The organism is Janthinobacterium lividum (genome assembly GCF_034424625.1).
GTDB lineage: Bacteria > Pseudomonadota > Gammaproteobacteria > Burkholderiales > Burkholderiaceae_D > Janthinobacterium > Janthinobacterium lividum.
The window spans coordinates 676343-696328 of record NZ_CP139976.1; the positions used below are offsets into that span (position 1 = coordinate 676343).

General features: G+C 64.4%; 10 protein-coding genes and 1 riboswitch. Of the genes, 6 read left to right on the forward strand and 4 right to left on the reverse strand.

From position 1 onward, the window contains the following. Window positions 1–310 precede the first annotated feature (310 nt). Complete coding sequence (locus U0004_RS02960; protein ID WP_115057600.1) at window positions 311–8938, forward strand: GH36-type glycosyl hydrolase domain-containing protein; 8628 nt, start codon at window positions 311–313, stop codon at window positions 8936–8938. Here U0004_RS02960 and U0004_RS02965 read toward each other — a convergent pair. Both U0004_RS02965 and U0004_RS02970 read right to left on the reverse strand, forming a co-directional pair. Further along, window positions 8924–9145, reverse strand: a complete 222-nt coding sequence (locus U0004_RS02965) for a hypothetical protein (RefSeq protein ID WP_070259945.1) — start codon at window positions 9143–9145, stop codon at window positions 8924–8926. The genes U0004_RS02960 and U0004_RS02965 overlap by 15 nt on opposite strands. Before the next feature lie 113 nt (window positions 9146–9258). Beyond that, window positions 9259–9834 carry a TMEM165/GDT1 family protein gene (locus U0004_RS02970; protein WP_070259944.1) on the reverse strand — a complete coding sequence of 192 codons (576 nt, stop codon included), beginning with the start codon at window positions 9832–9834 and terminating at the stop codon, window positions 9259–9261. A 10-nt stretch (window positions 9835–9844) separates the two neighbouring features. Beyond that, window positions 9845–10024, reverse strand: a riboswitch (yybP-ykoY riboswitch). Window positions 10025–10169: 145 nt separating this feature from the next. Between U0004_RS02970 and U0004_RS02975 the strand changes: the two genes are divergently transcribed. From U0004_RS02975 to U0004_RS02990, 4 genes are all read left to right on the forward strand, one after another. Further along, entirely contained in the window at window positions 10170–12563 is a 2394-nt protein-coding gene (locus tag U0004_RS02975; RefSeq protein ID WP_070259962.1) for a M1 family aminopeptidase, read from the forward strand. A gap of 118 nt (window positions 12564–12681) precedes the next feature. Beyond that, window positions 12682–14541: a M1 family metallopeptidase gene (locus U0004_RS02980; protein ID WP_070259943.1), complete on the forward strand. Its 1860-nt coding sequence runs from the start codon at window positions 12682–12684 to the stop codon at window positions 14539–14541. A gap of 22 nt (window positions 14542–14563) precedes the next feature. Next, a complete protein-coding gene (locus U0004_RS02985) occupies window positions 14564–16201 on the forward strand; it encodes a serine hydrolase (protein ID WP_070259960.1) in 1638 nt (545 codons plus the stop codon). Window positions 16202–16297: 96 nt separating this feature from the next. Then, window positions 16298–16675: a hypothetical protein gene (locus tag U0004_RS02990; protein ID WP_139144276.1), complete on the forward strand. Its 378-nt coding sequence runs from the start codon at window positions 16298–16300 to the stop codon at window positions 16673–16675. A gap of 67 nt (window positions 16676–16742) precedes the next feature. On the opposite strand, the gene U0004_RS02995 is transcribed toward U0004_RS02990, so the two are convergent. Both U0004_RS02995 and U0004_RS03000 read right to left on the reverse strand, forming a co-directional pair. Further along, window positions 16743–17573: a class I SAM-dependent methyltransferase gene (locus tag U0004_RS02995; RefSeq protein WP_081345890.1), complete on the reverse strand. Its 831-nt coding sequence runs from the start codon at window positions 17571–17573 to the stop codon at window positions 16743–16745. 85 nt (window positions 17574–17658) lie between these two features. Next, complete coding sequence (locus U0004_RS03000) at window positions 17659–18318, reverse strand: pyridoxamine 5'-phosphate oxidase family protein (protein ID WP_070259942.1); 660 nt, start codon at window positions 18316–18318, stop codon at window positions 17659–17661. 105 nt (window positions 18319–18423) lie between these two features. Here U0004_RS03000 and pdxR point away from each other — a divergent pair, with 105 nt between their 5' ends. Then, entirely contained in the window at window positions 18424–19965 is a 1542-nt protein-coding gene (gene pdxR, locus U0004_RS03005; RefSeq protein WP_070259941.1) for a MocR-like pyridoxine biosynthesis transcription factor PdxR, read from the forward strand. Window positions 19966–19986: the final 21 nt, after the last annotated feature.

Sequence of the window (19986 nt, forward strand, 5' to 3'; positions counted from 1 at the left end):
TTCTCCCGTTTTACTCGTTGATTTCTTTGCCGGCACGCCCCTAAAGCGCCGGGTATGTACGCTAGCGCACGGTCTTGCGCACAGGGCGCCCCTACGATGAAGTTCAGAAAATCTCCCTATACCCTGAGATTCGTCGCAACGCTCCGGCGCTTCGCTTTCCGTCTTCGCCAGTGTCCGATCGTGTTCTTCAGACTGGGCCAGCGTGACGGCGGCCGCTGGCTGCCTGCGCGCACCTAGCGAGGCCAAGTTGAAAGAGTACACAGCAGTTGTCACGCAGCAGATCAAGGAACAGGTTTCCAAAGTCAGGGAAATCTTCCGCGACCATTCCCTCGCACCGGACACCTTCGACGCCGCGCGCGACGACGCCTTGCCCCTGCGTTCCGAATTATTCAGCGCCATCCAGATGGCCGCCCACGGCAAGCACGTGGCCGCCGGCCATGCGGTAGGTCGGCATCATGGCCGCGACCGCCTGCTGGCGCGCCTGGCCGACAATGCGGCCCTGATCACGGCTACCGTCAACGAGCTGACGGCCACGGTGAAAAGCGGGCGCCAGGTCACGCCCGCCTCGGAATGGCTGCTCGATAATTTTTACCTGATCGAAGAGCAGATCCGCACCACGCGGCGGCATTTGCCGAAGAACTACAGCAAGGAGCTGCCACGGCTGACCTCTGGGGCGGATGCTGGCTGTCCGCGCGTGTACAAGATCGCGCTGGAAATCATCTCGCATGGCGATGGCCGCGTCGACCTGGAAAACCTGTGCCACTTCGTCGAGGCTTACCAGGACGTGGCCACCTTGACCCTGGGCGAGCTGTGGGCCGTGCCCATCATGCTGCGCCTGGCCCTGATCGAAAACCTGCGCCGCGTCGCCGTACGCGTGGCCGATGACCGCATGCAGCGCGACCTGGCCAATACCTGGGCCGACCAGATGACGGAGATCGCCGAGCGCAATCCCAGCGGCTTGATACTGCTGGTGGCAGACATGGCACGTTCGAATCCGCCGATGACCAGCGCCTTCGTGGCCGAATTGTCGCGCCGCCTGCAGGGACAGAGTTCCTCGCTGACCCTGGCGCTATCGTGGCTGACGCACAAGCTGGCCGAGTCGGGCCTCACCATCGAGCAGCAGATCCAGTCCGAGATCGGGCAGCAGGCGGCCGACCAGGTGTCGATCGCCAACAGCATCGGCAGCCTGCGTTTTCTCGGCACCATGGATTGGCAGGAATTCGTCGAAACCATGAGCGTGGTCGAGCAGACCCTGCGCCTGGACCCGGCCGGCACATATGGCTTGATGGATTTCGCCACGCGCGACAGCTACCGCCACGCCATCGAGCGCATCGCCAGGCGCAGCGCGCGCAGCGAAGTGGAGGTGGCCGAGATGGTGGTGCAACTGGCGCACACGCACGGCAACGGCAATGACGCGCGCCGCGGCCACATCGGCTTTTACCTGGTGGGGCGCGGCGTGCTGGTGCTGGAAAAGCAGGCCGGCGCCAGACTGCCTTTCATCGAGGCGCTGCAGCATACGGCGCGCGCCGCGCCGCTGGCCGTCTACCTGGGCGCGATCTCGTTCCTGACCCTGGCGACGAGCGCCTTGCTGCTCGAGCGCGCCGTGCGCCATGGCGTGCAGGGCTGGCCCCTGGCGGCGCTGGGCGCGCTGGCGCTGCTGGGCAGCAGCCAGCTGGCCGTGGCCGTGGTGAACTGGCTGGCGACCCTGATGACGTCGCCGCACCCGCTGCCGCGCATGGATTACCAGGCCGGCATTCCATCGGATGCGCGCGGCATGGTCGTGGTGCCGACCCTGATCTACAGCGAGGAAAACGTGGCGGCCCTGTGCGAGGCGCTGGAAGTGCGTTATCTCGCCAACCGCGATCCGAATTTGCGCTTTTGCCTGCTGACCGACTTCGTCGACGCGGAAGCGCAAACGATGCCGGGCGACGAAGCCTTGCTGCGCCAGGCGCAGGAGACCATCCGTGGCTTGAACGAGAAATACCGCGTGGAGGGCGTGGCGGCCAAGGAAAACGGCGACCCGGCCGACCCGGAACAGCTGGGCCAGGTGGGACCGTTCCTGCTGCTGCACCGTCCGCGCCTGTGGAATTCGCAGCAGAATGCGTGGATGGGGCAGGAGCGCAAGCGCGGTAAATTGTCCGACCTGCACGCATTTTTGCGGGGCGGCGCGCGCGACAAATTCTCGCTGGTGGAAGGCGAGTTGCGCGGCCTGCGCACGATCAAATACGTGATCACGCTCGACACGGATACGCAGCTGCCGCGCGACGCGGCGCGCGAATTCATCGCCACCATGATGCACCCGCTGAACCGTCCCGTGCTGGACGCGGCCGGCACGCGCGTGGTGGCCGGCTACGGCATCTTGCAGCCGCGCGTGGCCGTGGCGCTGCCCAGCGCCAACGCCTCGCGCTACGAGCTGCTGTGCGGCGGCGAGCCGGGCATCGACCCCTACACGCGCACCGTCTCCGACCTGTACCAGGACGTGTTCTATGAAGGCTCTTTCATCGGCAAAGGCATCTATGACCTCGACATGTTCGAGCGCGTGCTGGGCCAGCGCCTGCCCGACAATAAAATCCTCAGCCACGATTTGCTGGAAGGCTGCTACCTGCGCGCCGGCTTGCTGAGCGACTCGCAGCTGTACGAGGAATATCCGGCCCGCTACGACGCCGACGTGAGCCGCCGCCAGCGCTGGATACGCGGCGACTGGCAGCTGATCGGCTGGCTGCTGGGCCGGGTGCCGGGCCGCGCCGGCAAGCGCGAACGCAATCCTTTGTCGATGCTGTCGCGCTGGAAGCTGTTCGACAACCTGCGCCGCAGTGTCGTGGCGCCGGCCACCACCTTGTCGCTGCTGCTGGCGTGGGGCTTCCTGCCGCAGGTGGCATTCTGGAGCGCGGCCGTGCTGGCCATCATCTTCCTGCCGCCCGTGTTTTCGGCCCTGTACGATTTGCTGCGCAAACCGCGCGACACCCTGTGGCGCCAGCACCTGGCCGCCTTCGAGCGGCGCTGCGGTGTGCAGTTTTCGCACGCCATGCTGACCCTCGTCTTCCTGCCGTATGAAGCGTGGATCAGCCTGGACGCCATCGTGCGCACCCTGTGGCGCCTGGGCGTGTCGCACAAGCACTTGCTCGACTGGCGCGCTTCGAATCTACATGTATCGTCGGGTTCGCAGGCCGACAGCTGGCGCGCCATGTGGTGCTCGCCCGCGCTGGCGCTGGCCGCCTTCGGCGCCTTGCTCTACTGGCGCCCCGAGGCCTTGCCCGCCGCCGCCGTGGTGCTGCTGCTGTGGCTGGCCGCACCCGCCATCGCCTGGTGGATCAGCCGCCCCATCGAGCGTGCCGTGGCGCGCCTGTCGGCCGAGCAGGGACGCTTCCTGCATGGCGTGGCGCGCAAGACCTGGGCCTATTTCGATACCTTCGTCGGGCCGGACGACCACTGGCTGCCGCCCGATAACATGCAGGAGCATCCGAACCTGGTGGTGGCGCACCGCACCTCGCCGACGAATATCGGCCTGGCGCTGCTGGCCAATTTGACGGCCTACGATTTCGGCTATCTCACCCTGGGCCAGTTGATCGAGCGCAGCCGCGCCACCCTGCACAGCATGGGTGAGCTGGAACGTTTCCAGGGCCACTTCTATAACTGGTACGACACGCAGACCCTGAAGGCGCTGCAGCCGATGTACATCTCGACGGTCGACAGCGGCAACCTGGCCGGCCATCTGCTGACCTTGCAGCCGGGACTGGTGGAACTGTATGACGCCCCGATCATCGGCGCGCAGGTGGTGCAGGGCATCCGCACGACGGCGCAAGTGCTGCAGGAATTCATCGCCGCCGAAGGCGAGGGCAAGGCCATGCGCGAGAGCATGAGCCTGCTGCAGGCGCAGGCCGCGCCCGCCAGCCTGGCCGAATGGCATGCCTATCTCGCCGCCGCGAATGGCGCCGCCGACGCGCTGCTGTCGCTGACCTTGCAAAGCGAGGATGGCGAGCTGTCCATGTGGAGCGGTGCGCTGGCGCGCCAGTGCCGCGCGGCGCTGGCCGAGTTGCTGCAGCTGGCGCCATGGGCGGCGCAGGCGGGCGTCGATCCTGCGTGGCTGCGCGTGCCGACCCTGCGCGAACTGGCCAACCTGGAAACGCCGGAAGGCACGCCTTCGGAGCTGGCCGCCTTGCTGGCGCAGGGCCGCGAACAGGCGGGCCGCCACATGCGCGATATCGCCCACGCGGCGGGCCAGGCGCGCGACTTCGCGCAGATCGAGTACGCGTTCCTGTACAACCCATCGACAAAACTGCTGGCCATCGGCTATAACGTCAGCGAGCGGCGCCTGGACCCCAGCTACTACGATTTATTGGCTTCCGAAGTGCGCCTGGCCAGCTTCATCGCCATCGCCCAGGGCCAGCTGCCGCAGGAGCACTGGTTCGCCCTGGGCCGCCAGCTGTGCATGGTGGCCGGCCAGCCCGTGCTGCTGTCGTGGAGCGGCTCGATGTTCGAGTACCTGATGCCGCTGCTGGTGATGCCGAACTACCCGAATACCCTGCTTGACCAGACCTACCACTCCGTCATCGAGGCGCAGATCGACTATGGTCGCCAGCGCGACGTGCCATGGGGGATTTCCGAATCCGGCTACAACACGGTCGACGCCAGTTTGAATTATCAATACCGCGCCTTCGGCGTGCCGGGGCTGGGTTTGAAACGGGGCCTGGCCGACGATCTGGTGGTGGCGCCATATGCCAGCATGATGGGCCTGATGGTCCAGCCGGAAGCGTCTTGCCAGAACCTGCAGCGCATGCAGGCGGCCGGCTACATGGGCCGTTACGGCTTCTTTGAAGCCATCGATTTCACGACGGCGCGCCTGCCGCGCGGGCAGGGCAGCGCCATCATCCGCTCCTTCATGGTGCACCACCAGGGCATGGGCTTCCTGGCCCTCAGCTACCTGCTGCACGACCGTCCGATGCAGCGCCGTTTCGAGTCCGATCCGCTGCTGCAATCGGCCTTGCTGGTGCTGCAGGAGCGTACGCCGCAGGCCGGCGCGTTCTACTCGAACACGGCCGAACTGGCGGTGCTGCGCAGCGGCGCGCCCGAGCAAGCCATGCCGATGCGCATCCTCACGCAAGCCAACAGCGCCGTGCCGGAAACGCAGCTGCTGTCGAATGGCCGCTACCACGTCATGGTGAGCAATGCGGGCGGTAGCTACAGCCGCTGGAAAGACCTGTCCGTGACGCGCTGGCGCGAAGACAGCACGCGCGATAACTGGGGCAATTTCTGCTACCTGCGCGACCTCGACGACGGTGCCGTCTGGTCCACCATGTACCAGCCCACCTTGGCCGAACCGAAGAAATATGAAGTGATCTTTTCCGAGGGGCGGGCGGAGTTCCGCCGTGCCGACCATGGCCTCGACCTGTACACGGAAATCGTTGTCTCGCCCGAGGACGACATCGAAATCCGCCGCACGCGCATCAGCAATAATTCGAACCGCCAGCGGCGCATCGAGATCACCAGTTTTGCCGAAGTGGTGATGGCGCCGGCGGCGGCCGATGCGGCCCATCCCGCGTTCAGCAAGCTGTTCGTACAGACGGAAATCCTCGCGCATGAAAAAGCGATTTTATGTACGCGCCGGCCCCGCTCCAAGGAAGAGCAGATGCCGTGGCTGCTGCATGTGATGACGGTGCACGATATCGAGCGCTACGAAGTATCGTTCGAGACGGACCGCGCGCGCTTCATCGGTCGCGGCAATACGGTGCAACTGCCGCAGGCGCTGCAGGAAAGTGGCCCGCTCAGTGGCGGCCACGGCTCCGTGCTCGATCCCATCGTGGCCATCCGCTATGTCATCACGCTCGAACCCGACCAGGCCGTCACCGTCGACAGCGTCACCGGCATGGTGGAGCAGCGCGACGCGGCACTGCACCTGATCGACAAATACCAGGACCGCCACCTGGCCGACCGCGTGTTCGAACTGGCCTGGACGCACAGCCAGGTGGTGCTGCGCCAGTTGAATGCCAGCGAAGCGGACGCGCAGCTGTATGCGCGCCTGGCCAATGCCGTGATCTATCCGAATGCGGCCCTGCGCGCCGAGGCCAGCATCCTGATCAAGAACCAGCGTGGCCAGTCGGGCCTGTGGGCGTATGCCATTTCCGGCGACTTGCCCATCGTGCTGCTGCAGATACGCGACGCGGCCAATATCGAACTGGCGCGCCAGATGGTGCAGGCGCATGCCTACTGGCGCCTGAAAGGCCTGATCGTCGACCTGGTGATCTGGTATGAAGAGCAGTCGGGCTACCGCCAGCTGCTGCACGACCAGATCATGGGCTTGATCGCCTCGGGCATCGACGCGCAGGCGATCGACCGCCCGGGCGGCATCTTCGTGCGCCTGGCCGAGCAGATCGCCAACGAGGACCGCATCTTGCTGCAATCGGTGGCACGCGCCATCATCAGCGATCTGCGCGGCACTCTGGCCGAGCAGGTCAAGCGTCCGCCGAGCCCCGTGCTGCGCATGCCGCCGCTGCTGCAGGACCCGGCCCGCGAACATGGCGGCGTGCCGCACCGGGCGCAGGCGCGCGAGCTGATCCTGGAAAATGGCCTCGGCGGCTTCACACCCGATGGCCGCGAATACGTGATTACCACGGGAGAGGGCAAGCAGACACCGGCGCCGTGGTCGAACGTGCTGGCCAATGCGCAATTCGGCACGGTGGTGTCCGAAGCCGGCCAGGCGTATACGTGGAGCGAGAATGCGCATGAATTCCGCCTCACGCCATGGCAGAACGACCCCGTGTCCGACCTGTCCGGCGAAGCGTTCTATGTGCGTGATGAGCAAACGGGCCAGTTCTGGTCACCCTCGTCCCTGCCCGCGCGCGGCAGCGGCGACTACGTCACGCGCCACGGCTTCGGCTACAGCGTGTTTGAACACAGCGAAGGCGGCATCGCCACGGAACTGTGCACCTATGTGGCGCTCGATGCGGCCGTCAAATATTCGGTCATCAAGGTGCGCAACGACAGCGGCGTGCCGCGCCGCCTGTCCGTCACGGGCTATGTGGAATGGGTGATGGCCGACCTGCGCGCCAAGTCCGGCATGCATGTGGCCACGGAGGTCGACACGATCAGCGGCGCCCTGTTTGCGCGCAATAACTACAATACGGAGTTTTCGGGCCGGGTCGGCTTCTTCAATACGGATGCCAGCATCCGCTCCATCACTTGCGACCGCAATGAATTCATCGGCCGCAATGGCAGTCTGGCGCAGCCGGCCGCCTTGCGCCGCGTGCGCCTGTCCGGCAAGGCGGGCACGGGACTGGATCCGTGCGCGGCCATCCAGGTCCCGTTTGAATTGCAGCCGGGGCAGGAACGTGAAATCGTCTTCCTGCTCGGCGTGGGCGGGCGCCGCAATGCCGACGCCAGCACCATGGTGCAGCGCCATGCGGGCAAGGATGCGGCCCGCAGTGCGCTCGACGCGGTGCGCGCGCATTGGGAAAATACCCTGGGCGCCGTGCGCATCGAAACGCCCGATCCATCGCTGGACGTGATCGCCAATGGCTGGCTGATGTACCAGACCATCGCCTGCCGCCTGTGGGCGCGCAGCGGCTACTACCAGTCGGGCGGCGCCTACGGTTTCCGCGACCAGCTGCAAGATGCGATGGCGATGATCCACACGGCGCCGCAGCTGCTGCGTAATCACTTGCTGCTGTGTGCGGCGCACCAGTTTGTCGAAGGCGACGTGCAGCACTGGTGGCATCCGCCATCGGACCGTGGCGTGCGCACGCATTGCTCCGACGATTACCTGTGGCTGCCGCTGGCCGCCTGCCGCTATGTGATCGCCACGGGCGACGTCAACGTGCTGTCGGAAGTGGCGCCCTTCATCGAGGGCCGCGCCGTCAAGCCGGAAGAGGATTCGTATTACGACCTGCCCGTGCGGTCGGGCGAGTCGGCCGACCTGTACGAGCACTGCGTGCGCGCCATCCGCCATGGCTTGCGCCTGGGCGTGCACGGCTTGCCGTTGATCGGTTCCTGCGACTGGAACGACGGCATGGACAAGGTGGGCGAACATGGCAAGGGCGAGAGCGTGTGGCTGGCCTTCTTCCTGTACGAAGTGCTGCAGCGCTTTGCCGAGGTAGCCGTGCTGCGCGGCGATGCTGCGTTTGCCCAGTTCTGCCGCGATGAAGCCGTGAAACTGGCGGCCAGCGTCGAGGAACATGCGTGGGATGGCGAGTGGTACCGGCGCGCGTATTTCGACGACGGCACGCCATTGGGTTCGCACACGAACGAGGAGTGCCAGATCGATTCGATTTCGCAAAGCTGGGGCGTGCTGTCGGGCGCGGCCAACAAGGAGCGGGTTGCCGGCGCCATGCGCCAGGTCGATGCGCGCCTGGTGCGCCGTGATTCCGGCGTGATCCAGCTGCTCGATCCGCCGTTCGACAAAGCCGACCTCAATCCCGGCTATATCCGCGGCTATGTGCCGGGCGTGCGCGAGAACGGCGGCCAGTACACGCATGCGGCCATCTGGACGGCGATGGCGTTTGCGCGCCTGGGTGACGGCGAAAAGGCGTGGGAACTGCTGCGCATGATCAATCCCGTGCGCCATGGCATGGACGCACAGGCGGTGGCGCGCTACAAGGTGGAACCGTATGTGGTGACGGCCGATGTGTATGCCGTCGCGCCGCACGTGGGACGCGGCGGCTGGAGCTGGTACACGGGGTCGTCGGGCTGGCTATACCGCCTGATCGTCGAATCCCTGTTGGGCTTGACGCGTGAAGCGAACGTGCTGCGCATGGCGCCCACCATGCCGGCTGAATGGGACAGCTTCAAGCTGCATTACCGCTTCGGTGCCAGCAGTTATGCCATCACGGTGGAGCAGGCGCAGGGGCGGCCTGCGGGATTGTCGCTCGATGGCGTCGCGCAGGGCAGCAACAGCATTGCCTTGCGCGACGAGGGCCGCGAGTATGCGGTGCTACTGCTGCTCTAGTATTGTCCAGGTGTCGTGTTCGGGCCGGCGCCGGCCAGCCAGCAGGATCAAGCCGGCGCCGAACAGCAGCAGGTCGCGCGTGCGTACTTCGGGCGCGGACTGCGCTGCTGTCTGGCGGTGGTAGTTCAGGGATATCGCCAGGGCGGCGATAGGCTGGCTGGCGCAAGCGGCCAAGCACAGCGCCGCCACTTTTCTGTTTAACTGCATACATTCCTCAAGAAGGCGCGCTGCCCGCTCGGGATGGGCGCGCCGGTACTCATGTCGCCGACATTGTAATTATGAGCATGAATATTGTAAATGAGAAATTATATCAGGCTGCCTCAGAACCCTAGTGCCGCGCCCGCGCCCAGCAGGGTGGCCACGCCCAGCACGGCAAAGACCAGCGCCGCGATGCCGTGCACGAGGCGCAGCGGGACGCGGTCGGCGATCCTGTCGCCCAGGTAGACGGCCGGCACGTTGGCCAGCATCATGCCGAAGGTGGTGCCCAGCACAACAGAGACAATGTCGTGATAGCGCGCCGCCAGCGCTACGGTCGCCACCTGCGTCTTGTCTCCCATTTCCGCCATGAAGAAGGCGATCAGAGTGGTCAGGAAGACGCCATACCTGGCCAGCTTCGTTTCGCCTTCATCGAGCTTGTCGGGGATCAGGGTCCAGGCGGCCATGGCGAGGAATGATACGCCCAGTACCCAGCGCAGCACATCGGGCCCCAGCATGCTGGTGATCCAGGTACCGACGGCGGCGGCAAACGCATGATTGGCGATGGTGGCGACGAAGATCGCCAGCACGATGGGCAGGGGCTTGCGGAATTTGGCGGCCAGCAAAAAGGCCAGGAGTTGGGTTTTGTCGCCGATTTCAGCGAGACCGACGATGCCGGTGGAGATGAGGAATGCTTCCATGAGATTGCAAGAGTACGCGGGCCGGACGAATTAACCAATGATCCACGGGCGACTCCGGCCCATGCGGCCGCCCTGGATCAATGGTCTCGTCAAGTTCTGCAACCACCTGCACCATGGCCTGCGGGCCAATCATGTTGATACAGGTTCCCGCGGCAGGACCGCGGGACGACTACTCCCCAATGTTCGAGGCGCATCATACGCCAATGCCCGCGCCGGCGCCAGTACCGGCGGGGCACGTCACGGCCTGGTGTGTGGGACTTCGACAACAATGATCGATTTGCAAACAGACTCGACTTAGAATGCAGTGTGCCCACGACTCCCAGATGGAATGCGCCATGCCGGTCCTTGTCCGCTTGCTTGCCTTATGTGTGACCTTGTTTGCTCCCTTGTCCGGCCTGTGCGCCGCCGCGCCCTTCGACGACAAGTTCCGCCAGCTGGAAGAACTGCTGCCCACGCCGAATGCCTACCGCACGGCGTCCGGTGCGCCGGGTCACGCCTACTGGCAGCAGCGCGCTGATTACGTGATCCGCGCCACGCTCGATGAGGCACGGCGCGCCATCACGGCCAGCGAACAGATCACCTACCACAACCGCTCGCCCGACAGCCTTGCGTACTTGTGGCTGCAGCTGGACCAGAATGGCTTGCGCCAGGATGCCGACCAGCGCCGCGTACTGAGCGCGCCATCGCGCCAGGCCTGGTTGAGCGGCAGCGAGGACGAAGCGCTGAAATTCGAGGACTTGCGCGCCATCCATGCGGGCCGCGAATTTGACGGCGGCTTCAAGCTCACCGCTGTGAAAGCGGCCAACGGCAAGCCGCTGCCGCATGTGGTCAACCAGACCATGCTGCGCATCGATCTGCCGGTGGCGCTGGCGCCTGGCCAGAGCGTCACCTTCAACATCGACTGGTCGTATCAGATCAATGACCAGAAGGTGCTGGTCGAGCGCTCCGGCTATGAGTACTTTGAAGACGACAAGAACGCGATTTTCCAGATCGCGCAATGGTTCCCCCGTATGGCTGCGTATTACGACGCCGTCGGCTGGCAGCACAAGCAGTTCCTCGGCTCCGGCGAATTCACCTTGGAGTTTGGCGATTACGAGTTGTACCTGACGGTGCCGGGCGACCATGTGGTGGCCGCCACGGGCGAGCTGCAAAACCCTGCTAGCGTGTTGAGCGCGGCGCAGCGCGAACGACTGGCGCGGGCAAAGAACAGCAATACGCCGCTGCTGGTGATCACGCCCGCCGAGGCGCTGGCGGCGGAAAAGAGTAAAGCGGTGGGCATGAAAACCTGGCACTTCAAGGCGGCCAATGTGCGCGACGTGGCGTGGGCCTCGAGCCGCAAGTTTATCTGGGATGCGCAGGGACTGGACAGCGGCGGCAAGCGCGTGATGGCCATGTCCTACTATCCTAACGAGGGCAATCCGCTGTGGCAGCAGTACAGCACGCGCGCCGTCGTGCACGCGATCGAGCAGTACAACAAGTACAGCTTCGACTATCCGTATCCGAACGCGATCTCCGTCAATGGCGCCGTCGGCGGCATGGAGTACCCGATGATTGCGTTCAATGGCGGACGCCCCGTGAAGGACAAGAAGACGGGAGAACTCACGTATTCGAAGACGGCCAAATATGACCTGATCGGCGTGATCATCCATGAAGTGGGCCACAATTATTTTCCCATGATCGTCAACTCGGACGAGCGCCAGTGGACGTGGATGGACGAGGGTTTGAATTCCTTCCTGCAGTACCTGGCCGAGCAGGCGTGGGAAGAGCATTTCCCCTCCTGGAATGGCGAGCCGCGCAAGATCGTCGACTACATGCGCAGCCAGAACCAGGTACCCATCATGACCAATTCCGAGTCCTTGCTGCAGTTCACGGCGAATGCCTACGACAAGCCGGCCACGGCACTCAACATCCTGCGCGAGACCATCCTGGGGCGCGAACTGTTCGACTTCGCCTTCAAGCAGTACGCCTTGCGCTGGAAGTTCAAGCGCCCGACTCCCGCCGACTTTTTCCGCACCATGGAAGACGCTTCCGGCACGGACCTGGACTGGTTCTGGCGCGGCTGGTTCTATACCACGGACGCGGTCGACATCAGCATCGACGGCATCAGCGAATATGGCGTGAGCACGAAGAATCCGGAAGTCGAAAAAGCATGGAAGAAGGCGCAGAAGGCCGGGCAGCCCATCTCGATCTCGGACCAGCGCAACAAGGCGCTGCCGAAGAAGGTCGACCTCGATCCCGCGCTGAAGGATTTCTATAACCGGCACGATGAATTCACGGTCACCAACAAGGACCGCAACAGCTATGCGGAAGAGCAGGAAGCGCTGGAGCCGTGGGAGAGACAGCTGCTGGAACAGCGCAACATGGGCAAGCATCTGTACCTGGTCGACTTTTCGAATCTCGGCGGCCTGGTGATGCCGCTGATACTGGAGATTGAACTGAAAAGCGGCAAGAAGATCATCGAACGCGTGCCTGCCGAAGTGTGGCGCTATGCGCCGCACAAGATTAGCAAGGTGATCGTTACGGACGAGCCGATGGTGGGATTGGTGCAGGATCCGTACTGGGAGACGGCCGATATCGACACCAGCAACAATGCGTGGCCGAGAAAAATCACGCCATCGCGCCTCGAACTGTTCAAGCAGGACCGCGACAAGAACAACCTGATGAAGGATTTCAATGCGCCGCTGAAGGCACCCGAGGCCAAGCCGGAAGCCAAGGCCGAGACGAAATAGGGAAACGGCGCCGGCCAGTCCGGCGCTTTTTTCTGCCGGCCTGCGCCGGAAGTGCTATTCTGCGCGACGCCCCGGCGCACACGGACCGGGGCTTTCGCAAATCATTCAAAAGACGACCATGCAAACTTTGACCTTCCTGCGCGCGCTGGGCTGTGCGCTACTTTGCCAGGTAACCCTGGCCGCGCACGCCGACCCCCTCAGCTACGCGCGCTACGACCAGGTGCGCACGCGCGACCTGCAGCTGGACCTGAAAGCGGACTTCAAGCAAAAGACCCTGTCCGGCTATGCGGAGCTGTCCTTGAACTGGATCGATCCGGCGGCGCGCACCCTGGTGCTCGATACGCGCGATTTGTCGATCGCGAAAGTGCAGGTACAGGACAAGCGCGGCGTATGGCAGATGGCGCCGTACCAGCTGGACAAGGCCGATCCGGAAAAAGGCCAGGCGCTGCGCATCACCACCACGGGCCAGCCGGGCAAGGTGCGCGTCTACTATCACACGGCGCCGAACGCCATCGCGCTGCAGTGGCTCACGCCGCAGCAGACCATGTCGGGCAAGCTGCCTTTCATGTTCAGCCAGTCGCAAAGCATCAACGCCCGCTCGTGGGTGCCGTCGCAGGATACGCCGGCCGTGCGCTTTACGTACAGCGCGCGCATCGATGCGCCAGCGGGCATGCGCGTCGTGATGAGCGCCGAGAATGACGAAAAAGCGACGGGCAAGGGCGGCTGGAAATTCAGGATGCCGCAGCCGATCCCCTCGTACCTGCTGGCCATCGCCATCGGCGAACTGGAAGTGCGCAAGCTCGGTCCCCGTTCTGCCGTGTATGCCGAGCCGCCGCGCATCAAGGCGGCCGAATACGAGCTGGCCGACACGGAAAAGATGATCCAGGCAGCCGAAGCGCTGTACGGTCCGTATGGCTGGGGCCGTTACGACATGATCGTGCTGCCGCCATCGTTCCCCTACGGCGGCATGGAAAACCCGCGCTTGACCTTCCTCACGCCGACTATGATCGCGGGCGACCGCAGCCTGGTCGACCTGATCGCGCATGAACTGGCCCACTCGTGGTCGGGCAACCTGGTCACCAATGCCTCGTGGAAGCACATGTGGCTCAACGAAGGCTTCACTACCTACGTCACCACGCGCATCGTCGAGCAGCTGTATGGCAGCGAAGTGGCGCAGATGGGCGTGCAGGTCGACCAGGAAGAACTGGCCGCTGCGATCCGCGAATTGCCGGCAGCGAAAACGGCATTGATCACGCGCGATGCGGACGCCAATCCCGCTGAAACCTACACGGACGATGGCATCATCTACCCGAAAGGCGCCTGGTTCCTGGCCACCATGGAGCGCCGTGCCGGCCGCGCCGTATTCGACCCCTTCCTGCGCGGCTGGTTCGACCAGCATGCGTTCCAGAGCGTGACGACGGAGCAGTTCATCGCCTACCTGCGCAAGAACCTGCTGGCGCAGCATCCGGACGTGATGCCGGAAGCGGAACTCGATGAATGGCTGTATGGCACAGGCGTGCCGGCCAGCGCGCAGCGCGTCGTCTCGCCGCGCCTGGCGCTGCTCGACCAGCACCGCGACGCCTGGCTGAAAGGCGAGCTGGCGACCAAGGACCTGGGCATGGACAAGTGGATCGCCATCGAATCGATGCACTTCCTGAACGATATCAACAACAAGGCCAGCGCAGCGCAATTGCGTGAGCTGGACCAGGCCTACGGCGTGGGCAAGAGCGGCAACAATGAAGTCGCTTACCGCTTTTATCTGGCCTCCGTGAACGCCGGCTACGATGTGCGCCAGCCCTTGCAGGCATTCCTGATGAGCGTGGGCCGCCAGAAGTTCGTCGTGCCTCTGTACAGCGCCTTGATGAAGACGCCGCAAGGCCATGCCTGGGCCAAGGACGTGTATGCGAAGGCGCGTGAACGCTACCACCCGGTGACGCAGGAAAGCGTCGATAAATTGATGGCCGCGCAAGCGCATTGAACCTTCTTTGGACATCCTGACCATGCATACCATGAACCGTCTTGCCGCCGCCATCGTGCTGGCGTTTTCCAGCATCACCGTGCCGGCGCTGGCTTTGGACGCCGCACCCGTTGTTGCCGCTGCGCCGGCGCCCGCGCCCGCCTTCGATCTTGACCGCGACGTTGCCACCGCCCTGAAAGTGTTCGACGTGCCCGGCATGGCGATCGCCATCGTCAAGGATGGCAAGGTCGTCACCGCCAGGGGCTTTGGCGTACGCAAGCTGGGCGAACCGGCCGCTGTCGATGCGCAGACCCTGTTCGAAGTGGCATCGAATTCGAAAGGCTTCACGGCCGCCGCGCTGGCCATGCTGGTCGACGAGGGCAAGCTGGCCTGGGACGATCCTGTCACCAAGCACTTGCCCGGTTTCCAGATGCACGATTCCTACGTGACGGGTGCCATGACCATCCGCGACCTGCTCACGCACCGCAGTGGCCTGGGCCTGGGCGCGGGCGACTTGCTGTGGTGGCCGACCACCACGTTCAGCACCGACGAAATCATCGAGAAGCTGCGCTACATCCGTCCGGCCACGAGTTTTCGCAACAGCTATGCCTACGATAACCTGCTGTATATCGTGGCCGGCAAGATCATCGCCGACAAGGCGGGGAAAAGCTGGGGCGAGGCCATGCATGAACGCATCCTGGCGCCGCTGGGCATGACGGGCACCACCACCAGCCTGCTTGAAAACGCGGGCAAGTCCGACGTCGCCAGTGCGCACAGCAAGATCGACGGCAAGATCGCCGCCGTCAAGTCCATGCCCGTGCCGAATGCCGTAGGCGCCGTCGGCATCAACACGAATGCGGAAGATATCGCCAAGTGGATGATGGTGCTGCTCGACGGCGGCAAGATCGCCGGCGTGAAGGACAAGGATGGCAAGGACGCGCGCCTGTTCAGTGAAAAGCAGGGCCGCGAGATGTGGACGGCGCAAACGCCGATCAAGATTTCCGAGCCGAAGCCGGCACTGGCCGCAACGAAACCGAATTTCAGCGCATATGGACTGGGCTTCCAGCTGCGCGACTACAAGGGCATGAAAGTGGCCATGCACGGCGGCGCGCTGCAAGGATTTTATTCGCGCGTGGTGATGGTGCCGGAAGCAAAGCTGGGCGTGGCCATTCTGACCAATGCGGAAAATGGCGGTTCCATGACGGCGCTGCAATGGCGCATCCTCGACCATTACCTGCAGGCGGCGCCGTCGGACTGGCTGGCGCTGGTGGCCAAGGTGGAGCAGGACCAGCATGCCGAGGAAGTGAAAAAGCAGGGCAAGGCGTCGAGCGCACGTGCGGCCAGATCGCAGCCATCGCTGCCGCTGGCGGCGTACGACGGCGAGTACGAGGATGCCTGGTATGGCAAGGTCACTATCCGTCCGGAAGGCAAGAAGCACATCCTCAGCTTTACGCGCACGCCGGACCTGACGGGCGAGCTGGAACACTGGCAGCACGACACCTTCATCGTGCGCTGGAAGGAGCGCAATTTCAACGCCGATGCCTACGTGACGTTCTCGCTCAATCCCGATGGCAGCATCGACCGGGTAAAAATGGCGCCGGTGTCGGCCGAGACGGATTTCAGCTACGACTTCCAGGATCTGAGCTTGGTGCCGGTGAAGCCGAAGGAAGCAAAGAAATAAGGTATCGATACAAGAACCGCAGCCTGTGCTGCGGTTTTTTTTCGCCTGTTTCCATGCAAATGCACGGCAGGAGGGCGGCGGGCCAGTTTTTATTCCATGAAATGGGATGAAAAAGAAACGTTATCTTGTTTTCTTGTTTGCGTATTTATTAACTTTTCAAGGTGTTACTATTTCCGTGCGCCACGAAATTCGTCTCTCGACAGGCAGTTTCTGGCGGCTGGCGTCTTTGTCTTCCAGTGGTTTTATATAACAACTCAACTCTTTGGGAACGGGATAAAAATGATCAATGTGAAAAAAGCCGTATTTGTCTTTTGCGCCGCCGTCGGTTTTGCCGGCGCCATCAGTTCTTCCGCATATGCCCTGCCAACCCGTGAAACCTGCGAGGAAGCCTATACCGCGTGCGTGACGGATGGCGATGCCAGCTCCTGCTCCCTGGTCAAGCGCCTGTGTGGCGTGTACGGCATTTACCTGTAAGGCGCGCTGCGCGCACAGGACGATGGCGGCCACCGTTTCGGCCCGCCGCCATCGTCTTGTCAGTGACTCAGGGCTTGACGAATTTCAGGGTCATGCGGTCGCTCTCGCCGATGGCCGTGTATTTGGCCCGGTCCACATCCTTGTTGGCATAGGTCGGTGGCAGCGCCCACACACCGCCCTGGTGGTCGGCATGGTCCTTCGGATTGGCGTTGATGTCCGACTTGGCCGCCAGTTTGAAACCTGCGCCTTCGGCCAGCTTGATCACATACGCTTCGTGCATGTAGCCGCTGCTGGCCGTGGCATCCTGCGCCTTGTTGGCCGGCAGGCGGTGCTCGACGACGCCGAACACGCCGCCCGGTTTCAGGCTGTCATACACTTCCTTGAACAAGGTCTGCATGCCGGCTTCGCCGATGGGTATCCAGTTGTGAATATTGCGGAAGGTGAGCACCATGTCGGCCGTGCCCTTGGGCGCGATGCGGTAGGTGGTGGGGGGCGCGAAGGCGCCGATTTCCACCTTGCCGAAAGCCGCCGGGTTGGCGTCGAGCTTTTGCTGGAAGCGCGCCGCGCCACGGCGGGCGCCTTCGCTGCTTGACTGCGGGTCGTTGCCGGCGGCGATCAGCTTGCCGTTGTCGCGCAGGTAGGGCGCCAGGATCTCCGTGTACCAGCCGCCGCCGGGCGCCAGTTCCACCACCGTCATGGTCGGCTTGATGCCGAAGAACGCCAGCGTTTCATACGGATGGCGGGCGCTGTCGCGCAGCGCGTTGGCCGGCGTGCGCGCACTGCCGGCGATGGCCGCCTTCAGGGCCGCGTCGCCCGCATCGGCGGCCAGTGCCGCACCGCTGCCGCCACAGGCCAGCATGACCGTCAAGGCCGCGGCCAGGGTTACTCGCTTCATCATCATATGCTCCATGCGTGATTGGGTCGGTTGCTCAATTGGTGGCGATCGCCATCAACGCCGATCATCGGGCAAGGACGCTGGCCGGTCAAGCGGATTCCGTCCCCCATGCGGCGGCATATGCGGGCATTTCGCTGGTGTTGAGTGCATCGGCGATGGCCGTGCCCCGCCCGTGCGTAAACGGCAGTTCGCCCGTCCAGACGGCATGCGCCATGTCGCCCGCGTCGTCGAGCGGGCCGCCCTTGCGCTGCTTGACGGCGCATTCGTCGAGCGCGATGCGCAGCACGGTGGTGGCCGCGTATTCCTTGGCGCTGCCGCCGCGCACCTGGGCCAGGCGTCCCGGCGCCAGTTTTTCCATCAGCGCATCCATGGCCGCATGCTGCTGGCCGATATCGCTTACTTTTTCAAACTGCCCGTACACCATCGCCGAGCGGTAGTTCATCGTGTGATTGAAGGCGGAGCGCGCCAGCACCAGGCCGTCGAGATGGCTCACCGTCACGCACACATCGGTATCGTGCAAGAGCTGCTTGAGCATGCGGCTGCCGTTCGAGCCATGGATGTACAGGTAGCCGCCGATGCGCCAGCAGGCGGTCGGGATGCAATGGCTGCCCGTGTCGTCGCGGAAGGCGATATGGCACAGGTAGGCGGCATCGACGATGGCGTACAGGGTGGCTTGCTCGTAGCTGGCCAGTTCGGCGACGCGGCGCACGCGGGTACGGGGGCTGGGAGGCAGGGCGGTAGCGGTCATGGCGGAAGTCCGGTTGGTTGAAGAAGCAGGCCGCACTATAATCGGCATCTGGCCCTGAAAAAAGATCCAGAACCGACAAATAATTTGGAGCCACCAAGGAAACGCATGGATTTTGCTTTGCTGCTTGATGCATTCGAGCGCACGCACCGCGAGCGGGGCTGGCCGCGCCAGCGCCTGCTGCATGAATGCCTGCGCGCGGCGATCCGCAACGGGCAGCTGGCGCCCGGTACGCGGCTGGCCGCCACGCGCGTGCTGGCCGCCGAACTGGGACTGGCGCGCAATACCGTGCTGTACGCCTACGAGCAATTGGCCAGCGAAGGGTTTGTCTTGCCGGACCGGCGCGGCACCGTCGTCGCCGGCAGCGCCGGCATGCCGGAAGCCGTGCCGGCGGCCGGCAGCAAGGATGGCTTGTCGCGCCGCGCCCGGCATTTGCGCGGCGTGGCGGGACAGGATGTGAATGCGGCGCTGGTGTTTCCCGCCGACGCCATGGGCGCGTTCGCGCCTGGCGTGCCGGCGCTCGATGAATTCCCGCTGGCGCAGTGGCGGCGCATGCTGGACCGCGCATGGCGGGCGCTGACGCCGCGCCAGCTCAATTACGGCGACCCTGCCGGCGAGCCGCAGCTGCGCATGGCCATCGCCGAGCATTTGCGCGCCGCGCGCGGCGTCGTCTGCGATGCGGGCCAGGTGTTCATCACGGACGGCACGCAGAGCAGCCTCGATGTCTGCCTGCGCGCCTTTGCCGACCAGGGCGATACCTTGTGGATCGAGCATCCCGGCTATGGCGGCGCGCTGGCTGCGGGCCGCGGCGCCGGCTTGCAGGTGACGGGCATCGCCGTTGACATGGATGGCATCGCGCCGACGGATGACGACTGGCGCGAGACGCCGCCGCGCCTGATCTACACCACGCCGTCGCACCAGTATCCGACGGGCAGCGTGCTCAGTCCCGCGCGCCGCATGGCGCTGCTCGAACGCGCGCGCGCGGCCGGCGCCTTGATCATCGAAGACGATTACGACAGCGAATTTCGCCATGGCGGCCCGCCCCTGGCCGCCATGCAGGGACTGGTGGCCGACGCGCCCGTCGTGTACCTGGGCACCTTCAGCAAGACCATGTTTCCCGCCTTGCGCATCGCCTTTATCGTCGTGCCGTCCGCGCTGGCCGGCGCCTTCGCGCAGATGCAGGCGCAGGGCGCCGCGCGCGGACGGGTAGCCGAACAGCTGGCGCTGGCCGACTTCCTGCGCAGCGGCCTGTTTGCGCGCCACGTGCGCCGCATGCGCCACGTGCGCCGCATGCGCCACGTGCGCCGCATGCGCCGCCTGTACCGCCAGCGCCGCGACGCCTTGAGCGAGGCCTTGCAGCGCCATGCGTGTGGCGGCGCGGCCATCCATGGCGGCACGGCCGGCATGCACCTGGCGCTGCGTTTTCATGAAGCGGAATGGGATGACCTGGCGCTGAGCCGGAGCGCCGCGCAGGACGGCATCGTGGCGCTGGCCCTGTCCGCGCATGGAACGGGAGAAGGGATGGGCTGGAACGGGTTCCTGCTCGGTTATGCGCAGGTGCCGGCCGAGAACATGGACGGCCTGGCACGCCGCCTGGGTGCGCTGCTTGCGCAAGCTGGCGCGGCTGGGCAGGCGAAGCGGTCACAATAGGCCTTTGCCAGGACGAGGAAG